General features: G+C 70.2%; 16 protein-coding genes, 2 tRNA genes and 1 other RNA gene. 14 read left to right on the top strand and 5 right to left on the bottom strand.

Annotation, left to right across the window (positions count from 1 at the left end; genetic code table 11):
- Positions 1–7: 7 nt before the first annotated feature.
- Both AB0I88_RS23455 and mtnA read left to right on the top strand, forming a co-directional pair.
- Positions 8–1858 (top strand): M48 family metallopeptidase, encoded by a 1851-nt coding sequence (locus AB0I88_RS23455; protein WP_361028205.1) that lies wholly within the window; start codon positions 8–10, stop codon positions 1856–1858.
- Positions 1858–2820: an S-methyl-5-thioribose-1-phosphate isomerase gene (gene mtnA, locus AB0I88_RS23460; protein WP_361028208.1), complete on the top strand. Its 963-nt coding sequence runs from the start codon at positions 1858–1860 to the stop codon at positions 2818–2820. Before AB0I88_RS23455 ends, mtnA begins: the two co-directional genes overlap by 1 nt.
- On the opposite strand, the gene AB0I88_RS23465 is transcribed toward mtnA, so the two are convergent.
- The 3 genes from AB0I88_RS23465 to AB0I88_RS23475 are packed head-to-tail and all read right to left on the bottom strand — an operon-like array spanning position 2817 to position 5105.
- The gene (locus AB0I88_RS23465; RefSeq protein WP_361028211.1) at positions 2817–3389 is read right to left on the bottom strand and encodes a DinB family protein; all 573 of its coding nucleotides are present in this window, start codon (positions 3387–3389) and stop codon (positions 2817–2819) included. The two genes, mtnA and AB0I88_RS23465, sit on opposite strands and share 4 nt — an antisense overlap.
- 41 nt (positions 3390–3430) lie before the next feature.
- The gene (locus AB0I88_RS23470) at positions 3431–4375 is read right to left on the bottom strand and encodes a prephenate dehydrogenase/arogenate dehydrogenase family protein (RefSeq protein WP_361028215.1); all 945 of its coding nucleotides are present in this window, start codon (positions 4373–4375) and stop codon (positions 3431–3433) included.
- A 10-nt stretch (positions 4376–4385) separates the two neighbouring features.
- Positions 4386–5105, bottom strand: a complete 720-nt coding sequence (locus AB0I88_RS23475; RefSeq protein WP_361028350.1) for a M23 family metallopeptidase — start codon at positions 5103–5105, stop codon at positions 4386–4388.
- Positions 5106–5240: 135 nt separating this feature from the next.
- Between AB0I88_RS23475 and AB0I88_RS23480 the strand changes: the two genes are divergently transcribed.
- The 3 genes from AB0I88_RS23480 (at position 5241) to AB0I88_RS23490 (ending at position 6949) form a co-directional block, all read left to right on the top strand.
- Positions 5241–5642: a hypothetical protein gene (locus tag AB0I88_RS23480; RefSeq protein ID WP_361028218.1), complete on the top strand. Its 402-nt coding sequence runs from the start codon at positions 5241–5243 to the stop codon at positions 5640–5642.
- 360 nt (positions 5643–6002) lie between these two features.
- Positions 6003–6506 carry a tRNA adenosine deaminase-associated protein gene (locus AB0I88_RS23485; RefSeq protein ID WP_361028221.1) on the top strand — a complete coding sequence of 168 codons (504 nt, stop codon included), beginning with the start codon at positions 6003–6005 and terminating at the stop codon, positions 6504–6506.
- A complete protein-coding gene (locus AB0I88_RS23490) occupies positions 6503–6949 on the top strand; it encodes a nucleoside deaminase (protein WP_361028224.1) in 447 nt (148 codons plus the stop codon). The genes AB0I88_RS23485 and AB0I88_RS23490 overlap by 4 nt, the downstream gene beginning before the upstream one ends.
- A 66-nt stretch (positions 6950–7015) precedes the next feature.
- Here the strand turns inward: AB0I88_RS23490 and deoD are convergent, their stop codons facing one another.
- On the bottom strand, positions 7016–7723 hold the full coding sequence (deoD, locus tag AB0I88_RS23495; protein ID WP_361028227.1) for a purine-nucleoside phosphorylase: 708 nt from the start codon (positions 7721–7723) through the stop codon (positions 7016–7018).
- A gap of 115 nt (positions 7724–7838) precedes the next feature.
- Here deoD and AB0I88_RS23500 point away from each other — a divergent pair.
- The 4 genes from AB0I88_RS23500 (at position 7839) to AB0I88_RS23515 (ending at position 10222) form a co-directional block, all read left to right on the top strand.
- Positions 7839–7928 (top strand) — tRNA-Ser (locus tag AB0I88_RS23500).
- Between the two features lie 345 nt (positions 7929–8273).
- Complete coding sequence (locus AB0I88_RS23505; protein ID WP_361028230.1) at positions 8274–8483, top strand: hypothetical protein; 210 nt, start codon at positions 8274–8276, stop codon at positions 8481–8483.
- 191 nt (positions 8484–8674) lie between these two features.
- Positions 8675–9016, top strand: a complete 342-nt coding sequence (locus AB0I88_RS23510; protein ID WP_361028233.1) for an STAS domain-containing protein — start codon at positions 8675–8677, stop codon at positions 9014–9016.
- Between the two features lie 558 nt (positions 9017–9574).
- Entirely contained in the window at positions 9575–10222 is a 648-nt protein-coding gene (locus tag AB0I88_RS23515) for a hypothetical protein (protein WP_361028236.1), read from the top strand.
- 78 nt (positions 10223–10300) lie between these two features.
- On the opposite strand, the gene AB0I88_RS23520 is transcribed toward AB0I88_RS23515, so the two are convergent.
- Positions 10301–10388, bottom strand: a tRNA-Ser gene (locus AB0I88_RS23520).
- Positions 10389–10472: 84 nt separating this feature from the next.
- Between AB0I88_RS23520 and ffs the strand changes: the two genes are divergently transcribed.
- The 5 genes from ffs (at position 10473) to AB0I88_RS23545 (ending at position 16757) form a co-directional block, all read left to right on the top strand.
- Positions 10473–10569, top strand: an RNA gene (gene ffs / locus AB0I88_RS23525) — signal recognition particle sRNA small type.
- Positions 10570–10651: 82 nt separating this feature from the next.
- Positions 10652–13978: a DNA polymerase III subunit gamma and tau gene (locus AB0I88_RS23530; protein ID WP_361028239.1), complete on the top strand. Its 3327-nt coding sequence runs from the start codon at positions 10652–10654 to the stop codon at positions 13976–13978.
- A gap of 493 nt (positions 13979–14471) precedes the next feature.
- Complete coding sequence (locus tag AB0I88_RS23535; protein WP_361028353.1) at positions 14472–14771, top strand: YbaB/EbfC family nucleoid-associated protein; 300 nt, start codon at positions 14472–14474, stop codon at positions 14769–14771.
- A 3-nt stretch (positions 14772–14774) separates the two neighbouring features.
- Entirely contained in the window at positions 14775–15368 is a 594-nt protein-coding gene (gene recR / locus AB0I88_RS23540; protein ID WP_361028242.1) for a recombination mediator RecR, read from the top strand.
- A gap of 390 nt (positions 15369–15758) precedes the next feature.
- Positions 15759–16757: an ABC transporter permease gene (locus tag AB0I88_RS23545; RefSeq protein ID WP_361028245.1), complete on the top strand. Its 999-nt coding sequence runs from the start codon at positions 15759–15761 to the stop codon at positions 16755–16757.
- Positions 16758–16809: the final 52 nt, after the last annotated feature.

Here is a 16809-nt window from a genome sequence, read left to right on the forward strand (position 1 = left end):
CGCCGTCATGTCCACTACGCTGCGCGCCGCCGTCTCGGTGGCGATGCTCGTCGGCTTCTACGTGCTGGGACTGTTGCAGCTCGCCCTCGTCGGCTGGCTGCTCTACGAGATCTGGTCGCACATGCACGGCGCCGGCGCGGCCAAGCTCAGCTGGCTGCTGCTGGCCGCGGTCGGCGCGGTGGTCGCCGGCCTGTGGCAGGCCCTCCGCGCCAAACCGGACGAGCCGAGCGGCATGCTGATCAGCCCGGAGCAGGCGCCCCAGCTGTGGGCGACGGTCCGCGAGCTGGCCGCCTCGGCCGGCACCCGCGCCCCCGACGAGATCCGCCTGGTGCCGATGGTCAACGCGGCGGTCAGCGAGGACGCCAGACTGCTCGGCCTGCTCGGCGGCACCCGCCGGCTCTACCTGGGCATGCCGCTGCTGCAGACGTTCACCATGGACCAGCTGCGGGCCGTCCTCGGGCACGAGCTCGGCCACTATTCCGGCTCGCACACCCGGCTCGGCGCGATCACCTACCGCGGCCGGCTCGCCATGCACGAGACGCTCAGCCGGGTCGGCCGGTACAACGTCTTCGGCTGGGTCTTCAAGGGCTACGGCCGCCTCTTCCGCCTGGTCAGCAACGCGGTCGGCCGGCGCCAGGAGTTCGAGGCCGACGAGGTGGCGGTCCGGGTGGCCGGCGCCGACGCGGCCGTCGGCGTGATGCGCGAGCTGCCGGTCGTCGCCACCGCCTGGAACTTCTACTTCGGACGCTACATCAACGGCGGCGTCGAACTCGGCTTCGCCCCGGACGACGTCTTCGGCGGCTTCGGGCAGCTGCACGCGGCCCGCACCGAAGAACTGGCCGGCCTGCGCGACATGGAACCGGACCACGAGACCTCGGTGTGGGACACCCACCCGGCCCTCGGCGAGCGGATCACCGCGATGCGGGCGCTGCCCCCGGTTCAGCATGCCGCCGACCGGCGCCCGGCCGCGATCCTGCTGCCCCGCCTCGACGAGGCCGGACGGGCCCTGCAGGCCGAGGTCTTCGACTTCGGCGACCGGACCGTGCTGCCGTGGCCGGAGTTCACCGCCGCCTCGATCACCGCGGCCCAGCAGCGCGGCGCCGACCGGATCTTCCGGTCCGCGGCCCGCCTGCTCGGCGTACCGGACGCGGGCCTCGCCGAGATCCTCGACCTGACCGCCGCCGGCAAGCTGGGCAAACTGGCCGCCGAGTTCTTCCCGGACGCCACCCGCAAGGAGGCGGCGCTCGCCTTCGCCGACCCGATGGACGACCTGATCACCCTGGCCGCCATCCGGTCCGGGGTGGCCGGATACCAGCACTCCTGGTCCGCCCCGGCGCGGCTGGTCGGCCGGGACGGCGAGCCGGTCGACTACTCCGGCATCGCCGCACTGGCGGTCGTCCCGGAGACCGTGGAGGAGGCCCGCCACCGGCTCGGCGTGCTCGGCATCAAGGTGGACGCGGCCCGGGTCGTCGAGTCCCGTGCCACCGCCGGCGGCTCGGACGTGATCGGGGCGCTCGCCAACGTACGCGTCGACGGACAGGAGACCGACCTGATCATCCTGGACAACGGTCTCGTCCTCGTGCCCGCGCCCAAGGGCACCGACGACGGCGAGAAGCGGCTCAAGGCGATGCTGGCCGGCAGTGACCCGGCCACGCTGGCCCAGATCTACCGCTACCTGCCGTACGAGGAGATCACCGCCGCCCGGATCGTCAAGCCGGTGCCGATCAGCGCCGAGGTCGACCTGCACGACGGCTCCACGGTCCGGATCAAGGCCCGCTGGACCGGTGATGAGCTGGGCAAGAGCCAGGACGCCCTGGAGAAGATCCTGATCCACCTGAACGAGCGGGCCGACCGTTGATGCGCACCATCGACTGGGTCAACGGGGCCGTCGAGATCATCGACCAGACGGCCCTGCCGGCCGAGGAGCGGGTGCTGCGGCTGCACACCGTGGGCGAGCTGATCGCCGCGATCCAGTCGCTGGCGGTGCGCGGCGCCCCGGCGCTCGGCGTGGCCGGGGCCTTCGGGGTGGCGCTGGCGGCCCGTGTCCACTCCGACGATCCGGTGGCGCTGTCGGTGGCCGTACGAAAGATCGAGAGCGCGCGCCCGACGGCGGTGAACCTGGCCCGCGGCGCCCGTCGTGCCGCCGCGCTGTTGCCGCACGGGCCGGAGGCCGTGCTGGCCGAGGCCTGCCTGATCCGTGACGAGGAGATCGAGGCGTCGGCGGCGATGGCCCGGATCGGTGCGGACCTGGTCGCCGAACTGTGCGGGGACCGCCCCCGGCTGCTCACCCACTGCAACACCGGCGGGCTGGCCGCGGTGACCATCGGCACCGCCCTCGGCGTGGTCGGCGAGCTCCATCACCGTGGCCGGCTGGCCGGGGTGATCGCGAGCGAGACCCGGCCGCTGTTGCAGGGCGCCCGGCTCACCTCATGGGAGCTGACACGGTGGGGTATCGAGCACCGGGTGGCGGTGGACTCGGCCGGGCCGTTCCTGATGGCCCGCGGCGAGGTGGACGCGGTCATCCTGGGCGCGGACCGGATCTGCGCCAACGGCGACGTGATCAACAAGATCGGGACCTACGCGCATGCGCTCGGCGCACGGCGGGCCGGCATCCCGTTCCTCGTGGTGGCGCCGGAGTCCACCGTCGACGTGGACACGCCGTCGGGCGCCCATGTGGAGATCGAGGACCGGGGTCCGGCCGAGGTCACCGCCTGGGGCGAGGCGGTGAACCCGGCCTTCGACATCACCCCGTACGACCTGGTCACCGCGATCGTCACGGATCGCCGGGTGATCCGCGTGGACCGGGGTGAGAGGCCCTAGCCCTCCTTCGTCCAGGGCCTCATCCACGGGGACTCGGGCCAGCCTTCGGCGGCCGCCATCAGCGGGTACGCGGTGGCGCCGTCGACGGTCTGCCGGATCACGTCGGCGTGCCCGGTGTGCCGCGCCGTCTCCTGGATCAGGTGCAGCAGCACCCACCGCAGCGACCAGGCGTCGTACTCCTTCGGGTTCCACGGCACCGAGTGGTCGATCGGGACCGGGTGGTCGAGGTCGGCGATGTCCCGGACCGTCTTCTCGGTCGACTCCGCCACCCGGTCGTAGTACGCGAACAACTCCTCGACGGTCTCCCCGCCGGCCATCGTGAAGTTGCGCTCGTAGGCCTCGTAGTCGACCGGCTGCGCCTCTCCACGCACGGTCGTCATCCAGCCCTCCTCGGTGGAGGCGCAGTGCTTGATCAGCCCGCCGACGCTGAGCTCGCTGGCGCTCGGCGTGGCCCGCAGCTGTTCCGGGGTGAGCCCGAACGCGGTCAACTTGATCACGTAACGCATCTGGGCGAGGTAGGCGAGCAGACCGTCCTGCTCATCGGTGACGGGGCGGACCTGACCGGGCATCGGAACTCCTAAGCGGTGGCTTGCTGGCGTCACCCATCACGTTAGGAGAGATAGAGGTCAGTTTCCGGCCGCATTCCGAGAAGCTCGGTGCCGTTCACCGACGTCACCCATCCACCCGCCCGGCCCAGCGCCAGAAGCGCCTGCACGTCGGCCGCCACCGTCACCGTCGCACCAGGCGGGGGCGGCCAGGCGCGCCGTACCCGTGAGCCGAGCGCCAGGTAGGTCGAGAGCCCGGACACCGGATCCGAGAGCAGCAGGTCCTCCTCCAGCTGCTGGAGATCACCGATCACCCGGCTCAACTCCCGATGCACGGCGCTCCAGTTGCCGCCGCACATCGCCGCGGTCAGTTCGGGACGGGTCGCGGCGACCCGGGTGGCGTCCCGGAACGAGCCGGCCGCCAGCGTCCCGGCCAGCGGGTTCGCCAGCAGTTGGGTGGCCAGCACAGCCGCGAACAGATGCGGCACGTGACTGATCTGCGCCACCGCGGTGTCGTGTTCGGCGGCGGTCACCGGCACCACCCGGGCACCGATCGAGGTGAACAGCCCGGCCAGCAACAGCCAGTCCGCCAGGTCGGTGCCGTGCGGCTCCAGACAGAGCGCCCAGGTGCAGCCCTCGAACAGGCCCGGATCGGACGCCGCGAATCCCGAGGTCTCCTTGCCGGCCATCGGGTGCCCGCCGACGAACCGGAAACCCTTCATCAGGTCCCTGACGGGACCCTTCACCGAGGTCACGTCGGTCACCAGGCCGTCGTGACCGGCCATCTCCGCGATCACGTCAGGCAACACCGTGAGGGGTACGGCCAGAGCGGTCAGTTCCGCGCCCCGGATCGCGTCCGGCACCGTGCCGGCGACCCGGAACCCCGCAGCGCGCGCCGCCTCCCGGGTCTCCGGATCGGCGTCGTAGCCGACCACGTCGTGTCCGGCCGCGGCCAGCGCCCGCAGCAGGGAACCACCGATCAGCCCGAGACCGATCACCGCTGTACTCACGACGCAGAGCCTAAGCCTGGCAGTTGTTCTTGCGCTTCCAGGTGGCGACCGACGCGACCGGGCTCTTCTGGCCGTTCTCTCGCCACGAGGCGAGGTAGGTGTACGGCCAGACCACGCCGCGCCGCACCTTCCAGTCGCCGGTCTTCGCGCACGGCGGCGAGATGCCGTAGTGCACGTGGCAGACGTCGTTGGCGTTGCCCGTCTTGCCGGTCAGGCCGAGCAACTGCCCCGCCTTCACCCGCACACCGGGCCGGATGCCGGACCGCACCTTGCTCAGGTGCGAGCCGTAGTAGCGCACGCCGTCGTCGCCCAGGATCGACACCGACAGGCCGCCGTTGGCCGGCCCGTCCGGCTTGCCCTCGACGTACGTGTCGGTGAGGCTCACCTCCAGCACCCGCCCGCTCGTGGTGGCCACGAACCGGGAGCCGCAGTTCACGAACAGGTCGGTCGCCGGGTACTTCGAGTGGGTGTTGTGCCAGTCGACGTTCGGCGCGTCCACCGGGAAGACGTACTTCACCTTGGTGGTGGCCGGCTCCGACGCCGACGGGGACGCGCTCGCCGGCGCGGACGGTTTCGTGCTCACGCTCGGAGCGGCACCCGCCGGGGCCGACGCGGTCAGCGACGGTCCGGCCGCGGACGACGGTGCCACCGGATCCACGAACTGCGGGGTCGAGGCCGGCGTGGCCGACCCATTGGTGGACCCGCAGCCGGCCAGGCAGACCGCCGCGATCGTCAAACCAGAGAGGGTACGGAGTGAACGCACCGCGACATCCTGGCAGATGAGGGGAAATCGTGCAGACCGCGTACCGATGAACGGGTTGGCTAGGCTGCATCGGGGAACGTCGTGACAGGAGGCGGGCGACAGATGGCTGACCGGCAAGGCTCCTGGCCCGCGGCCCAGCCGCCGCCCCCGGGCTACCTGCCGCCGCGCAACCTTCCGCAGCCGTCCCCGCCGTTCTCCGGACCACCGCCGCGGCCCACCTATCGGGAGCCGCATCCGGTGACCGCGGCGCCGGTCCTCGCCGGGCTGGCCGCCACCACGGCGTGGTTCGTGCTGTTCGGCAGTCTCGGAAGCAGTCTGGCGTCGTATGCCTGGTGGACCATCGGCGCGGCGGTCGCCGCCTGGCTGGTCGCCCTGCTTCTGGCCGTCCTCGGCGACCGCGGGGTGGCCGTCGGAGTGGCCGTCGCGAGTGGCCTCGGCCTGTCGATCGCACTGCTGTTCGTGACGCTCCGCTGGGTCGCCACCCACGACTTCCCGCTCTGGTGAGACGACCACCACACGTGCCCTCTCGGTAGCCCTGAGCAGTGGTTCTGCCGAGATGGCCATCGACCCTTGACGAACGCCGTACGGCTCGGCACTCTCGGCTTCATGGCCCCCTCGCCACAACGGCTCGACCCCGATCGCTGCCGTCGACGTCTCGAATTGCTGGCGGCACTCGCCCAGGCGAAGTCGTCCCGTGAGTCGATGCCATCACAACGTCTCCGCGGCCTCAGGCTCCGTGAGTTGATCGCCACGCGACGTCGCCTGGTGAACTGACTTCGAGCCGGTCAAGGCGTGGCGCGATGCACCTGCCGCCGCACCCGCTACCGTCAGGCGCTGAGAGATAAAAGTCGCGTTGGGGGAATCGTGTCGATTTTCGCTGCCGCTGTCGCCCGTGCCAAGAGCGGATGGACGGCGTCGGAGCTGGACCTTTCAGGTTTGGCCGACATCGACGAGGTGGTGGACGCGCTGCGGGATACCGAGCCGGACGCCGACCTCGCATTGTTGTTCGTCGAGAGCGACGACGAGTACCTCGCGATCCTGCGCCTCGACGAGGGCGAGGACCTGCGGGTCTTCGGGTCCGACTCGGCGTTCGCCGAGGAGTCGCGGATCGGTTCGGTACTGCTCGGTGAGGTGGAGGCGCCGGCCCTCGGGCTGGACGACCTGGCCGCGAGCGATGAGGACAGCACACCGGCCGAGCCGGACGCCGACCCGGTCGGTGACGCCGAACTGCTCGGCGACCTCGGGGTGAGCGCGCAGCGCCTGCTCGCCCTGTGCGGTATGGAGGGGATGCTGCCGTCCGACGTCACCGCCGAGATCTGCCAGAAGATCGGCTGCGGTGACGAGATGGAGGAGCTGCGCGAGGCGTGACACGCCGTAGGCGGCACGAGGAGTGGATGCGGCGCGCGCTCGCCGTCGCGTCCACCTCACCCGGCGACGTCCCGGTGGGAGCGATCGTCCTCGGACCGGACGGCGCCGAGTTGGCGTCCGCCGGCAACGAGCGTGAACTCACCGGCGACCCCACCGGGCACGCCGAGATACTGGCGCTGCGCCGGGCCGCCGCCCGCCGGGGCGAGTGGCGGCTCGACGGCTGCACGCTGGTGGTCACCCTGGAGCCGTGCACCATGTGCGCCGGCGCCCTGGTCCTGGCCCGGGTGTCGACGCTGGTCTTCGGCGCCTGGGAGCCCAAGACGGGCGCGGTGGGCTCGCTCTGGGACGTGGTCCGGGATCGCCGCCTCAACCACCGTCCGGAGGTCTACGGCGGCGTCCTGGAAACCGAGTGCGCCACCCTGCTGCGCGACTTCTTCCGCTGAGGGATCCACCTCAGCCGGCCGTGAGAGCTGTCTGAACGCCGTTCGACAGCGCCCACGTCCGGCCGGTCAAGCGATCGCGGTATTGAGGCCGATCTTGACCATGTTGCTGAAGCCCTGCTCGCGTTGTGCCGACTCCATCGCCTCACCACGCTTGATGTGGTCGCTGACGGTGAGGATGGTCAGTGCCTTGGCGCCGTACCGGGCGGCGATGGTGTAGATCGCGGCCGACTCCATCTCGACGGCCAGGACGCCGTAGTCGGCGAGAGCGTCGTACAGGTCGGGACGGTCGGTGTAGAAGGCGTCGGCGGCCAGGATCGGGCCGACCCGCATCGGCACACCCTGTGCCTCGGCCACGTCGACCGCGGTGCGCAGCAGACCGAAGTCGGCGACCGGCGCGTAGTCGATCAGCCCGTCGAAGCGGGCGCGGTTCATGTTGGAGTCGGTGGCCGAGCCGATCGCGGCGATCACGTCACCGAGGTTGAGATCCATGGCCAGGGCGCCGCAGGAGCCGATCCGGATGACCGACTTCACGCCGTACTCGTTGATCAGCTCGTGGGTGTAGATCGAGGCCGACGGCATGCCCATGCCGGAGCCCTGGACCGAGACCCGGACGCCCTGCCAGGTGCCGGTGAAGCCGAGCATTCCCCGGACCTGGGTGTAGCAGACCGGGTCCTCCAGGAAGGTCTCGGCGATCCACTTCGCCCGCATCGGATCGCCGGGCAGCAGCACCCGGTCGGCGATGTCACCGGGCTTACCACCGATGTGCACGCTCATGTGTTGTCTCCGTCTTCCGTGTAGATAGGTTCGATCTTGCCAGGTCAGCCCGGTGACGGCGGGTTATGGGTGACCCCGCGGCGAGCGCGTTCCAGCGTCGGGTAACGTACTTCCCGGTGGTGTGTCCGAGTGGCCTAAGGAGCACGCCTCGAAAGCGTGTGAGGGTTTACGCCCTCCGCGGGTTCAAATCCCGCCGCCACCGCCACTGGAGAAGCCCGGTCCATCGGACCGGGCTTCTCTATCTTTTGGCCCTTGATCCTGTTACGCTCCGTCGCCAGTTGCCGGATCGGCCGAGAGCGTGAGCGGTGGCTCATCCGTTCGGCTGTTCTCCATGATCAGCGTGCGTTTTGTAACAGCCGTGTTTCTTCCCAGTTCAGGGCCCTGGATCACGTTGTGTAGTCAACCGGGGACGGCCCTAATACATAGGGTGTTGCGCAAGTCACGCTCGTCAAATACACCGGATCAGACAATGTGGTTCCGACCGGGCGGCGAGAAACATTCGCAGAATCACTCGACCCAGATTCGTCGATGTCTGTCCTAGATTTGACACGTGAGAGTTGAGCATCACTGGTGGAATGGCGACGTCCGGCTCGCGCGCCGAGACGTCTACGTCCGCACCGACGGCGCGGTCTGGGAGGTTGAAGCCCAGATGGGCGGCCCCGAGGGCAAGTCGAAGGTGCAGCAGTGTCCCGGCAAGGCGTCAGCGATGATCCTGGCCGACGCGTGGCGTGGTCCACGCTGGCGGTGGCGCGAGCTCTGAGTCCGAGAGTCGCGCCAGGAGCCCCCCAAGGTTGCGCCGCAATTGCTTGACTGTCCCGGCCAGCCTCGAAACGGGCCGGACCCCATGCGGGTCCGGCCCGTTCGTGTTGCCTGACGCACGCTCTGTCCGGTGAGTGGAGAAGTTCTGGATCTAGCCTGAATTCCCATCACACTGGTAGGAAGCCGATCATCATGTACGCCACAGTCACCGATCACCGCTCCGACGTCGCCGTGCTGCACCTGCGCGGCGAACTCGACGCCGACACCGCCGGTCAGCTGTACGCCGCCCTGGCCGGCCTGCTGGAGCGCCCGGTGCCGCGGATCGTGGTCGATCTGACCGCGCTGAAGTTCTGCGATTCGGTGGGACTGAGCGCGTTCATCACCAGCAAACAGGTGATCTCGTCGCGCGGGGGGTGGCTGAGCTTCGCCGGTCCGAACCCGTTCCTCGCTCAACTGCTGGAGACGGTCGGACTGAGCCGATATTTCGCGATTTTCCCGGAAGTGGAGGACGCGATAGCGGCCGCTCAGATCTAGACCGTGGCCCGGCGTCGAGAAGCCGCCGACTTGGACGGGGGCGTCACGGCGAACGGCGCCGGCCTCGACCGGGGACCGGTTCGGCGTACCGAAATCACGGTCTCTCCGCGCCGGAAAAGCCCTGGGTGACCGTGGTCGGCGGGCGTGCGGGTCATCCTGTGGCGGTGGGTCACGCCAGCGGCGCCGAAGGCGACCGCGAAATCGGGCAAACGGAACGGCCGACCCGGCAATCGGATCGCCGGACGAACCGAAGAAGGCGAGGGCCGGCTCCGATCGGAAGCCGGCCCTCGCCCGCACTGTTTTCGTCACCGACAATAGACCGGCCGCGCTGGACGCCCCACGGCGGGGCCACCACGACAGAAGGCCCGGCAATCGGCCCGGCCTTCAACGTTCGCCCTGGTAGAGCTGGCCGGAAGACCCGGATCCGGATGAAGGTGCCGTGTGGTGCGGCGAACGCCGGAGGCCGGCACGTCGAAGGCTCGTGCCAAAGATCTACTGTGACGAGTAGCCGCCACCTCCGATCATTAAGGACAGTTGATGAGAGCCCTCGGTCGAGCAGTGGGCGCCGTGCTGGCACTAAGCATGCTCACGTCCTGTGACGCCGGCGATGCGCAGCCGTCGTCCAGCCATCCCTCAACGGCGCCGACTGCGTCATCGAGTGCCGTCGCCTCCGGGCAGCCCTCGCTGGTGCAGCCTGTATCGGCAACGTGCGCCGTTGAGACCAAGCCGCGCTGGTTGCTCACCCCCGGCGACGCATGGCCGACGGACGAGCAGGACGCGATGTGGCGAAACGCGTTCAACCTCGGCGAAGCATGCGACGGCGGTCCGGCATGGCCGGAGAGTTGCGACCTGCTCAGTGACCTCATGTTCGAGGAATGGGCCGGCCATCGCACCGAGGGTGCCTACTACGCCGCCGGCACGTCCCTCCTCAGCGCCTCCGGCAAAACCGTCGAGGAGCGCATCCTGCTGTTCGGTAGACCTTCCAGCGGAGGCCTTCGCATCCTCGCCGACCAGGCGGAGAAGTGCGGAGCGACCCGGAAGAGTTCGACGGGGAAAGCGGTGATCTATCGGTTCCCGTCGGAGCCGCGCCGACAGAGCTACCTGATCCTCCAGCGCGCGGTCGCAATCCAACTGTCCGTGCCTGACGATGCCATGGCACCCAGGATGATCGAGAAGGCGCTCCGCCGCGCGGCGGAGGCCGGCTAGCCGAAACGGACACGGGAAGCGGGTAGCGAGAAGGCCGGACCCGATGGGTCCGGCCTTGCGTGTTTCCGCTGCCGAAGCTGGCGGAGGATACGAGATTCGAACTCGTGAGGGTGTTAACCCAACACGCTTTCCAAGCGTGCGCCCTAGGCCTCTAGGCGAATCCTCCGTGCGCCAGAATACAGACGCTTCCCGGTTCGGTACGCACGGGGAGGGGGTCTGCGTGGCACGCGGCGCACCGGGTAGGCTAGCGATCAGCCCCTCGTGCGGCGTGTATCTCGTGAACCTCCCCAGGGCCGGAAGGCAGCAAGGATAAGCGGGCTCTGACGGGTGCACGGGGGGTCCTTTCGTTTCCGGTCTCTTCCGGGGCACGCCGTTTGTTCTTGTCAGACCCTCGACGGAGAATGACGCGGTCTTCAGGAGGTGGCAGGAGTGGCTCTCGCCCTCTATCGCAAATACCGTCCGCGCACCTTCGCCGAGGTCATCGGCCAGGAGCACGTCACGGAGCCGCTGTCGCAAGCGCTGCGCAGCGGGCGGCTCAACCACGCCTATCTCTTCTCCGGTCCACGCGGCTGCGGCAAGACCTCCAGCGCCCGCATCCTGGCCCGCTCGCTCAACTGCGAGCAGGGCCCCACCCCGGAGCCGTGCGGCGTCTGTGCCTCCTGCAAGTCGCTCGCCAACGACGGCGCCGGATCGATCGACGTCATCGAGATCGACGCGGCCAGCCACGGTGGCGTCGACGATGCCCGTGAGCTGCGGGAGAAGGCGTTCTTCGCGCCCGCCGGCAGCCGCTACAAGATCTACGTGATCGACGAGGCGCACATGGTCTCGCCGGCCGGCTTCAACGCGCTGCTCAAGCTCGTCGAGGAGCCCCCGGAGTATGTGAAGTTCATCTTCGCCACCACCGAGCCGGACAAGGTGCTCGGCACCATCCGTTCCCGCACCCACCACTACCCGTTCCGGCTCATCCCGCCCGCGGTCCTCCGGCCGTACCTGCAGCAGCTCGCCGACGCCGAGGGCATCACCGTCGAGCCCTCGGTGCTTCCGCTGGTGGTGCGGGCCGGCGGCGGCAGCGCCCGGGACACCCTGTCGATCCTCGACCAGCTGATCGCCGGATCCGGGCCGGAGGGTGTCACCTACGGCCGCGCCGTCGCCCTGCTCGGCGTCACCGACGCCGCCCTGATCGACGAGATGTGCGACGCCCTCGCCACCGGTGACGGCGCCGCCGCCTACGCCACCATCGACCGGGTCGCCGAAGCCGGCCACGAGCCCCGCCGCTTCGCCTCCGACCTGCTCGAGCGCCTCCGCGATCTGATCATCCTCCAGCAGGTGCCGGACGCGGTCGCCAAGGGCCTCATCGACGGTCCCGCCGACCAGCTCGAGGCGATGGCCGGCCAGGCCGCCCGGCTGGGCGCGGCCACCCTCTCCCGCTGCGCCGACATCGTGCACAACGGCCTGGTGGAGATGCGCGGTACGACCGCGCCGCGCCTCCTGCTGGAGCTGCTCACGGCGCGCATGCTGCTGCCGGGCGCGGAGGCGTCGTCGGCGGCGCTGCTGCAACGCCTGGAGCGCCTGGAGCAGGGGATCACCCGTCCACCGGCTTCCGGTTCCGCCGCCGGCGTCCCGGCTGCCTCCGTGGAGGTCCGAGGTGGGCAGCCAGCCGTCGACCCCACCGGTGACGTGACCCGGGGTGCCGCGGCCGGTGGCGGCGCCAAGGCTGCCGCCATGGCCGCGGCCCGGGCCGCCTCCTCCCGGCCCGGCCCGGCTGTGGTGCGCCCGGTCTCCCCGGCTGCCCCGTCCGTGTCCGGGCAGTCCGTGTCCGGGCAGGGCGCCCCGGAGCCGGCCGGTGCCGCCCAAACCGTCCACGGTCAAGTGGACCCTGCTTCGGGCACCGCTTCTTCGGCGGACGCCGCCGCGGCCGCGTCTTCTTCGGCCGGGTCCGGCCAGACCACGCATTCGTCGGACAGTGCCGCCTCCGATGCTCAGCAGGCCGGCGGTGCCGCGCCCTCCTCCCGGCCGGTTTCGCGGTCGGCCGGCCCGGAGCCGGATTGGAACGGTGTGGCGGAGGGCCGGCGCCCGATGGACGCCGGATACGACGAAGAGCCCCCGTGGGACGACGAGCCGCCCGCGCCCCGGGTCTCCGAGTTCGACCGGGTCCGGGCGGTCTGGGAAGAGCTCACACAGACCAACCAGCGGGTCGGCACGGCCCAGTCGCACGGCGTGGCACTCGGTCGCGTCGACGGTCAGGCGGTGGTCATCACGGCGCCGACCGCCGGCCTGGTCGCCCGCATGCGCAACCTCAACGAGCTGCTCGCCGACGAGTTCAGCAAGGCCCTCGGCGGTCGCTGGCAGGTGCGTTGCGAGGTGGGTGACCCGCCGGGCTCCGGCCCGGCCCGCGGCCCGGCCGGCGACAACCGTTCCGGCGCGGCCGGACCCGCCCACCCGTCCGCACCGGAGCGCAACGCCGGCCCGGAGCGCAACACCGGCCGGTCCGAGCCCCGCCCGTCCCGTCCGGCTCAGCGTGGCCCGTCCGCCGACAGCGAGGACGACTGGCCGGCGGCGGCACGCCCACCGGCCGACCGAAGCGCCCGGGCGCACGCCCCCGAGAGCGACGACCGGCCGCACCCAGTGGGCGCCGGCGACTGGCCGGAGCCCGCGCGGCCTCCGCAGACCGTCGGTGGCGACCGGCGAGGCCCGGCCGCGGACACCGGCCGGTCCGAGCCGGTCCGGCCCGGCGCCTCGTCGGACGTGTCGAGGCCCGCTCCGTCGGTGACGGCCGGGCACGCACAGACCCCGGCGACAGATCGTGGGGTCTCGTCCGAGACGGTTGATGTCGGCTGGCCCGAGCCAGCGGGGCCGGGGGTGGCGGAGCGTGGTGTCTCGCCCGCCGGCGGAGCCGTGGCCGGTGACGGTGATCGGCCCGAGCCTGCTCGGCCTCCTGCCATGGACGGCGGTGCCACGCCTTCGGGTGGTTCCGCGGCGGGTGACGGTGGATGGCCCGAGCCCGTCCGGCCGCCCGTGTCGGCGGAGCCCTCGCGTCCGGGTTCGGTGCGGGCCGGCTCAGCGGCGGGCGGCGAAGACTGGCCCGAGCCGGCCAGGCCGGGCGCCGGCCGATCTGACCCGCCGGCGGCGCACACGTCGTCTGACTGGCCGGATCCCGTCCGGCCGGGTGGTGGAGCCGAGCCTGCGGGCGGCTGTCCCACAGCGGCGCCGTCCGTGACACCGGTCGGCGCCGGATCGCCGGTGAGGCCGTCCGTGACACCGGCCCGCGCCGGATCGCCGGTGGGGTCGGTCGGGGCGGGCGGGTCTTCGCTCTCCGCTGGTTCGGCGGCGCGACCAGCGGGTGGTTCGGTCGGGGGCGGTTCGGCGCTGGGCGGGGCAGCCGTCTCCGCGGCGCCCGCCCGCTCGGCTGCCATGGAGGCGGCGCGTGCGGCAGCGCGTACCGGTAAGGACGCCTCCGGTGGTGGTGCGGCCGCCGCGCGTGCGGCCTTGGCCGGCACACGCGGCGTGGCGCAGGCACGGCCGGCGGCCGGGGGATCTTCGTGGTCGGACGGCTCGCCGACGGAGGAGGCACCTTACGACCCCGAGTACGACGGCCCACCCTCCGCAGCCGCCGCTCCCAGCTTCGACGGGTTCGACCCCGGTGACGAACCGCTCGACGACGTGATCGACGAGAAGACGGCCCGGCAGAGCGGTGAGGAGCAGGCGATGCAGTTGCTCCGGGCCGCGTTCGGCGCGGAGAAGATCGGCGAGCTCTGACCCCGCCGCCCGGCTGTGGGGTGTGCCGGTTCACAGGTGGCGATGCACTGTGGTCGATCTTGTTCGGCTGGTCGTGGGCGCTCTCTCGGAGAGTCTGTGTCAGCGTCTACGGCCGGCCGGTATCGCTGGGCCGGCGTTGAGTGTCGTGTCGACGGTGCTGTGGCAGCGTCTACGGCCGGCCGGTATCGCTGGGTCGGCGCTGAGTGTCGTCTCCACGGCGCTGTGGCAGCGCCTACGGCCAGCCGGACAAGATCAGCCAGAATCCGGACGGTCCCCGGCTGTGGTCTGGGCAGAGGGCGGGTGCCGCCGGATGGGAGCCGGGCCGGGTGGCTGGAGCGGTGTGTGGTGCCGGGTGTCCGGCGGCGTCGTGGCGGGCATGAAGAGGGCGGCGGTTACGCTGGCGGCGGTAACTTCGACCGCCGTGCGGTATTGACGGTTGACTACGAATGACTACTTGAGGAGCGGTGCCATGCGCCCCGGTGCACAGCCGAACATGCAGCAGATCATGAAGCAGGCGCAGAAGATGCAGCAGCAGGTCGCGCAGGCGCAGACCGAGCTGGCGGCGGCCGAGCTGACCGGCACCGCGGGTGGCGGGCTGGTCACCGTGGTGATCACCGGTCTGGGTGAGTTCAAGTCTGTGAAGATCGATCCGAAGGTCGTCGACCCGGAGGATGTGGAGACGCTGGAGGACCTGGTTCTCGCGGCGATCCACAACGCGGCTGAGGCGCAGCGGGAGCTGGCCGAGTCGAAGATGGGCCCGGCGACCGGCGGCTTCTCCCTGCCGGGATTCTGATCCGTGTACGAAGGCGCCATCCAGGACCTGATCGATGAGCTGGGCCGGCTGCCGGGCGTGGGCCCGAAGTCGGCTCAGCGCATCGCGTTCCATGTCCTATCCGCGGATCCGGCCGACGTGAACCGGCTGGCCACCGCGCTGCGTAAGGTGAAGGAGCTGGTCCGCTTCTGCACCATCTGCTTCAACGTGGCCGAGTCGGAGCAGTGCCGGGTCTGCCGCGACACCCGCCGTACCAATGAGGTGCTGTGTGTGGTGGAGGAGCCGAAGGATGTGGTGGCGATCGAGCGGACCGGCGAGTTCCGGGGCCGCTATCACGTGCTCGGTGGGGCGATCAATCCGCTGGAGGGGATCGGTCCGGACAATCTGCGCATCCGTGAGCTGCTGCACCGCCTCGGCACGGGGGAGGTCCGGGAGTTGATTTTGGCCACCGATCCGAATACGGAGGGTGAGGCTACCGCAACCTATCTGGCTCTTTTGGTGAAGCCGATGGGGATCGCCGTGACTCGTCTGGCGAGTGGTCTTCCGGTCGGCGGTGATCTGGAGTACGCCGATGAGATCACTCTCGGTCGTGCCTTCGAGGGGCGGCGTGCAGTTTGATTTAACATGCCGTAACAGTGCCGTAACACCGTGTCCTTGTTTGGCTCAGAAAGCCTTCTTCTGGGGATACTTTCCGTTTATGCACGGTCTAGGTCACGGCAACATCACGGAGGAGACACGGAACCGCCCGTGTGCGGGCAGTGAACTTGACCGGGGGCACCGCGCTAGGTGAATGTTCCTCTCGATGGCGGCAACACCCGCCGTCGAGTGCCTTCGTGGCGTCGGCCTGATCTGGGTCGGTGCGACGGGGGTCGGCACTCGAGGCATGCGTTAACCGATCGGTTGCCGTTCGCTGCGTGGGCCATCGTCATCGGTCAGGGTCCGTGTGCCCGTGCCGGTGACCGTGGACTCCTGCCGTTCGGTCGGCCGGGAGAGGACCGGACACTTCACATGGTCGTTGGACCCGGCACGGTCTCGGACCAGCTTCCGGTGGTTCCGGATGACCCCGCGGAGGGAGCTGCTCCGGGCAAGGCCATCGAAGGCCGCTCTCTCGGGCGCATCGCATGGACCCGTCTCAAACGAGACCGCGTCGCGATGGCCGGCGGGTCCGTCGTCATCTTCCTGATTCTGGTGGCCATCCTGGCGCCGTGGATCGTGGACGCCTTCGGGCACCCGCCGAACCAATTCCACCAGAACCTGATCGACACCAGCACCCTGGTCCCGAAAGGCGGCACGGGGATCAGCGGTGACCATCTCTTCGGGGTGGAGCCGCAGAACGGCCGGGACATCTTCAGCCGGGTCGTCTACGGCGCGCGGATCTCCCTGCTGATCGCCTTCCTGGCGACGCTGCTGTCGGTGCTCATCGGCGCCACCCTGGGTGTGGTGGCCGGCTACTTCGGTGGCTGGGTGGACTCGCTGATCAGCCGGGCGATGGACGTGTTCCTGGCGTTCCCGCTTCTGGTCTTCGCGATCGCGCTGGCCGGTGTCATCCCGGACACCGCGTTCGGGCTTTCCGGGGACTCGCTGCGGATCGCCCTGCTGATCTTCATCATCGGGTTCTTCAGTTGGCCGTACATCGGTCGCATCGTCCGTGGGCAGACGCTGTCGCTGCGTGAGCGGGAGTTCATTGACGCGGCCCGGAGCCTCGGCGCCCGCGGCCCGTACGTGATCTTCAAGGAGATGCTGCCGAACCTGGTGGCACCGATCCTGGTCTACGCGACTCTGCTGATCCCGACGAACATCCTGTTCGAGGCGGCGCTCTCGTTCCTCGGTGTCGGTATCCGGCCGCCCACGGCGAGCTGGGGCGGCATGCTCTCCGAGGCCGCCCGGTTCTATACGGTCTGGCATTTCATGTTCTTCCCGGGTATGGCGATCTTCATCACCGTGCTCGCGTTCAACCTCTTCGGCGACGGCCTGCGTGACGCGCTCGATCCCAAGGGGCGGCGCTGACGTGGCGCCGATCGCATTCCCACCAGCCGTGCGGTTCGGACCCGAACCGTTC

This window comes from Actinoplanes sp. NPDC049802 (assembly GCF_040656595.1).
Classification (GTDB): Bacteria; Actinomycetota; Actinomycetes; order Mycobacteriales; family Micromonosporaceae; genus Actinoplanes.

Bases quoted from the DNA above. Each gene is read 5' to 3' on its own strand.
- AB0I88_RS23455 (WP_361028205.1), top strand. From the start codon at position 8: ATGTCCACTACGCTGCGCGCCGCCGTCTCGGTGGCGATGCTCGTCGGC.
- mtnA (WP_361028208.1), top strand. From the start codon at position 1,858: ATGCGCACCATCGACTGGGTCAACGGGGCCGTCGAGATCATCGACCAG.
- AB0I88_RS23465 (WP_361028211.1), bottom strand. From the start codon at position 3,389: ATGCCCGGTCAGGTCCGCCCCGTCACCGATGAGCAGGACGGTCTGCTC.
- AB0I88_RS23480 (WP_361028218.1), top strand. From the start codon at position 5,241: ATGGCTGACCGGCAAGGCTCCTGGCCCGCGGCCCAGCCGCCGCCCCCG.
- deoD (WP_361028227.1), bottom strand. From the start codon at position 7,723: ATGAGCGTGCACATCGGTGGTAAGCCCGGTGACATCGCCGACCGGGTG.
- AB0I88_RS23510 (WP_361028233.1), top strand. From the start codon at position 8,675: ATGTACGCCACAGTCACCGATCACCGCTCCGACGTCGCCGTGCTGCAC.
- AB0I88_RS23535 (WP_361028353.1), top strand. From the start codon at position 14,472: ATGCAGCAGATCATGAAGCAGGCGCAGAAGATGCAGCAGCAGGTCGCG.
- AB0I88_RS23545 (WP_361028245.1), top strand. From the start codon at position 15,759: ATGGTCGTTGGACCCGGCACGGTCTCGGACCAGCTTCCGGTGGTTCCG.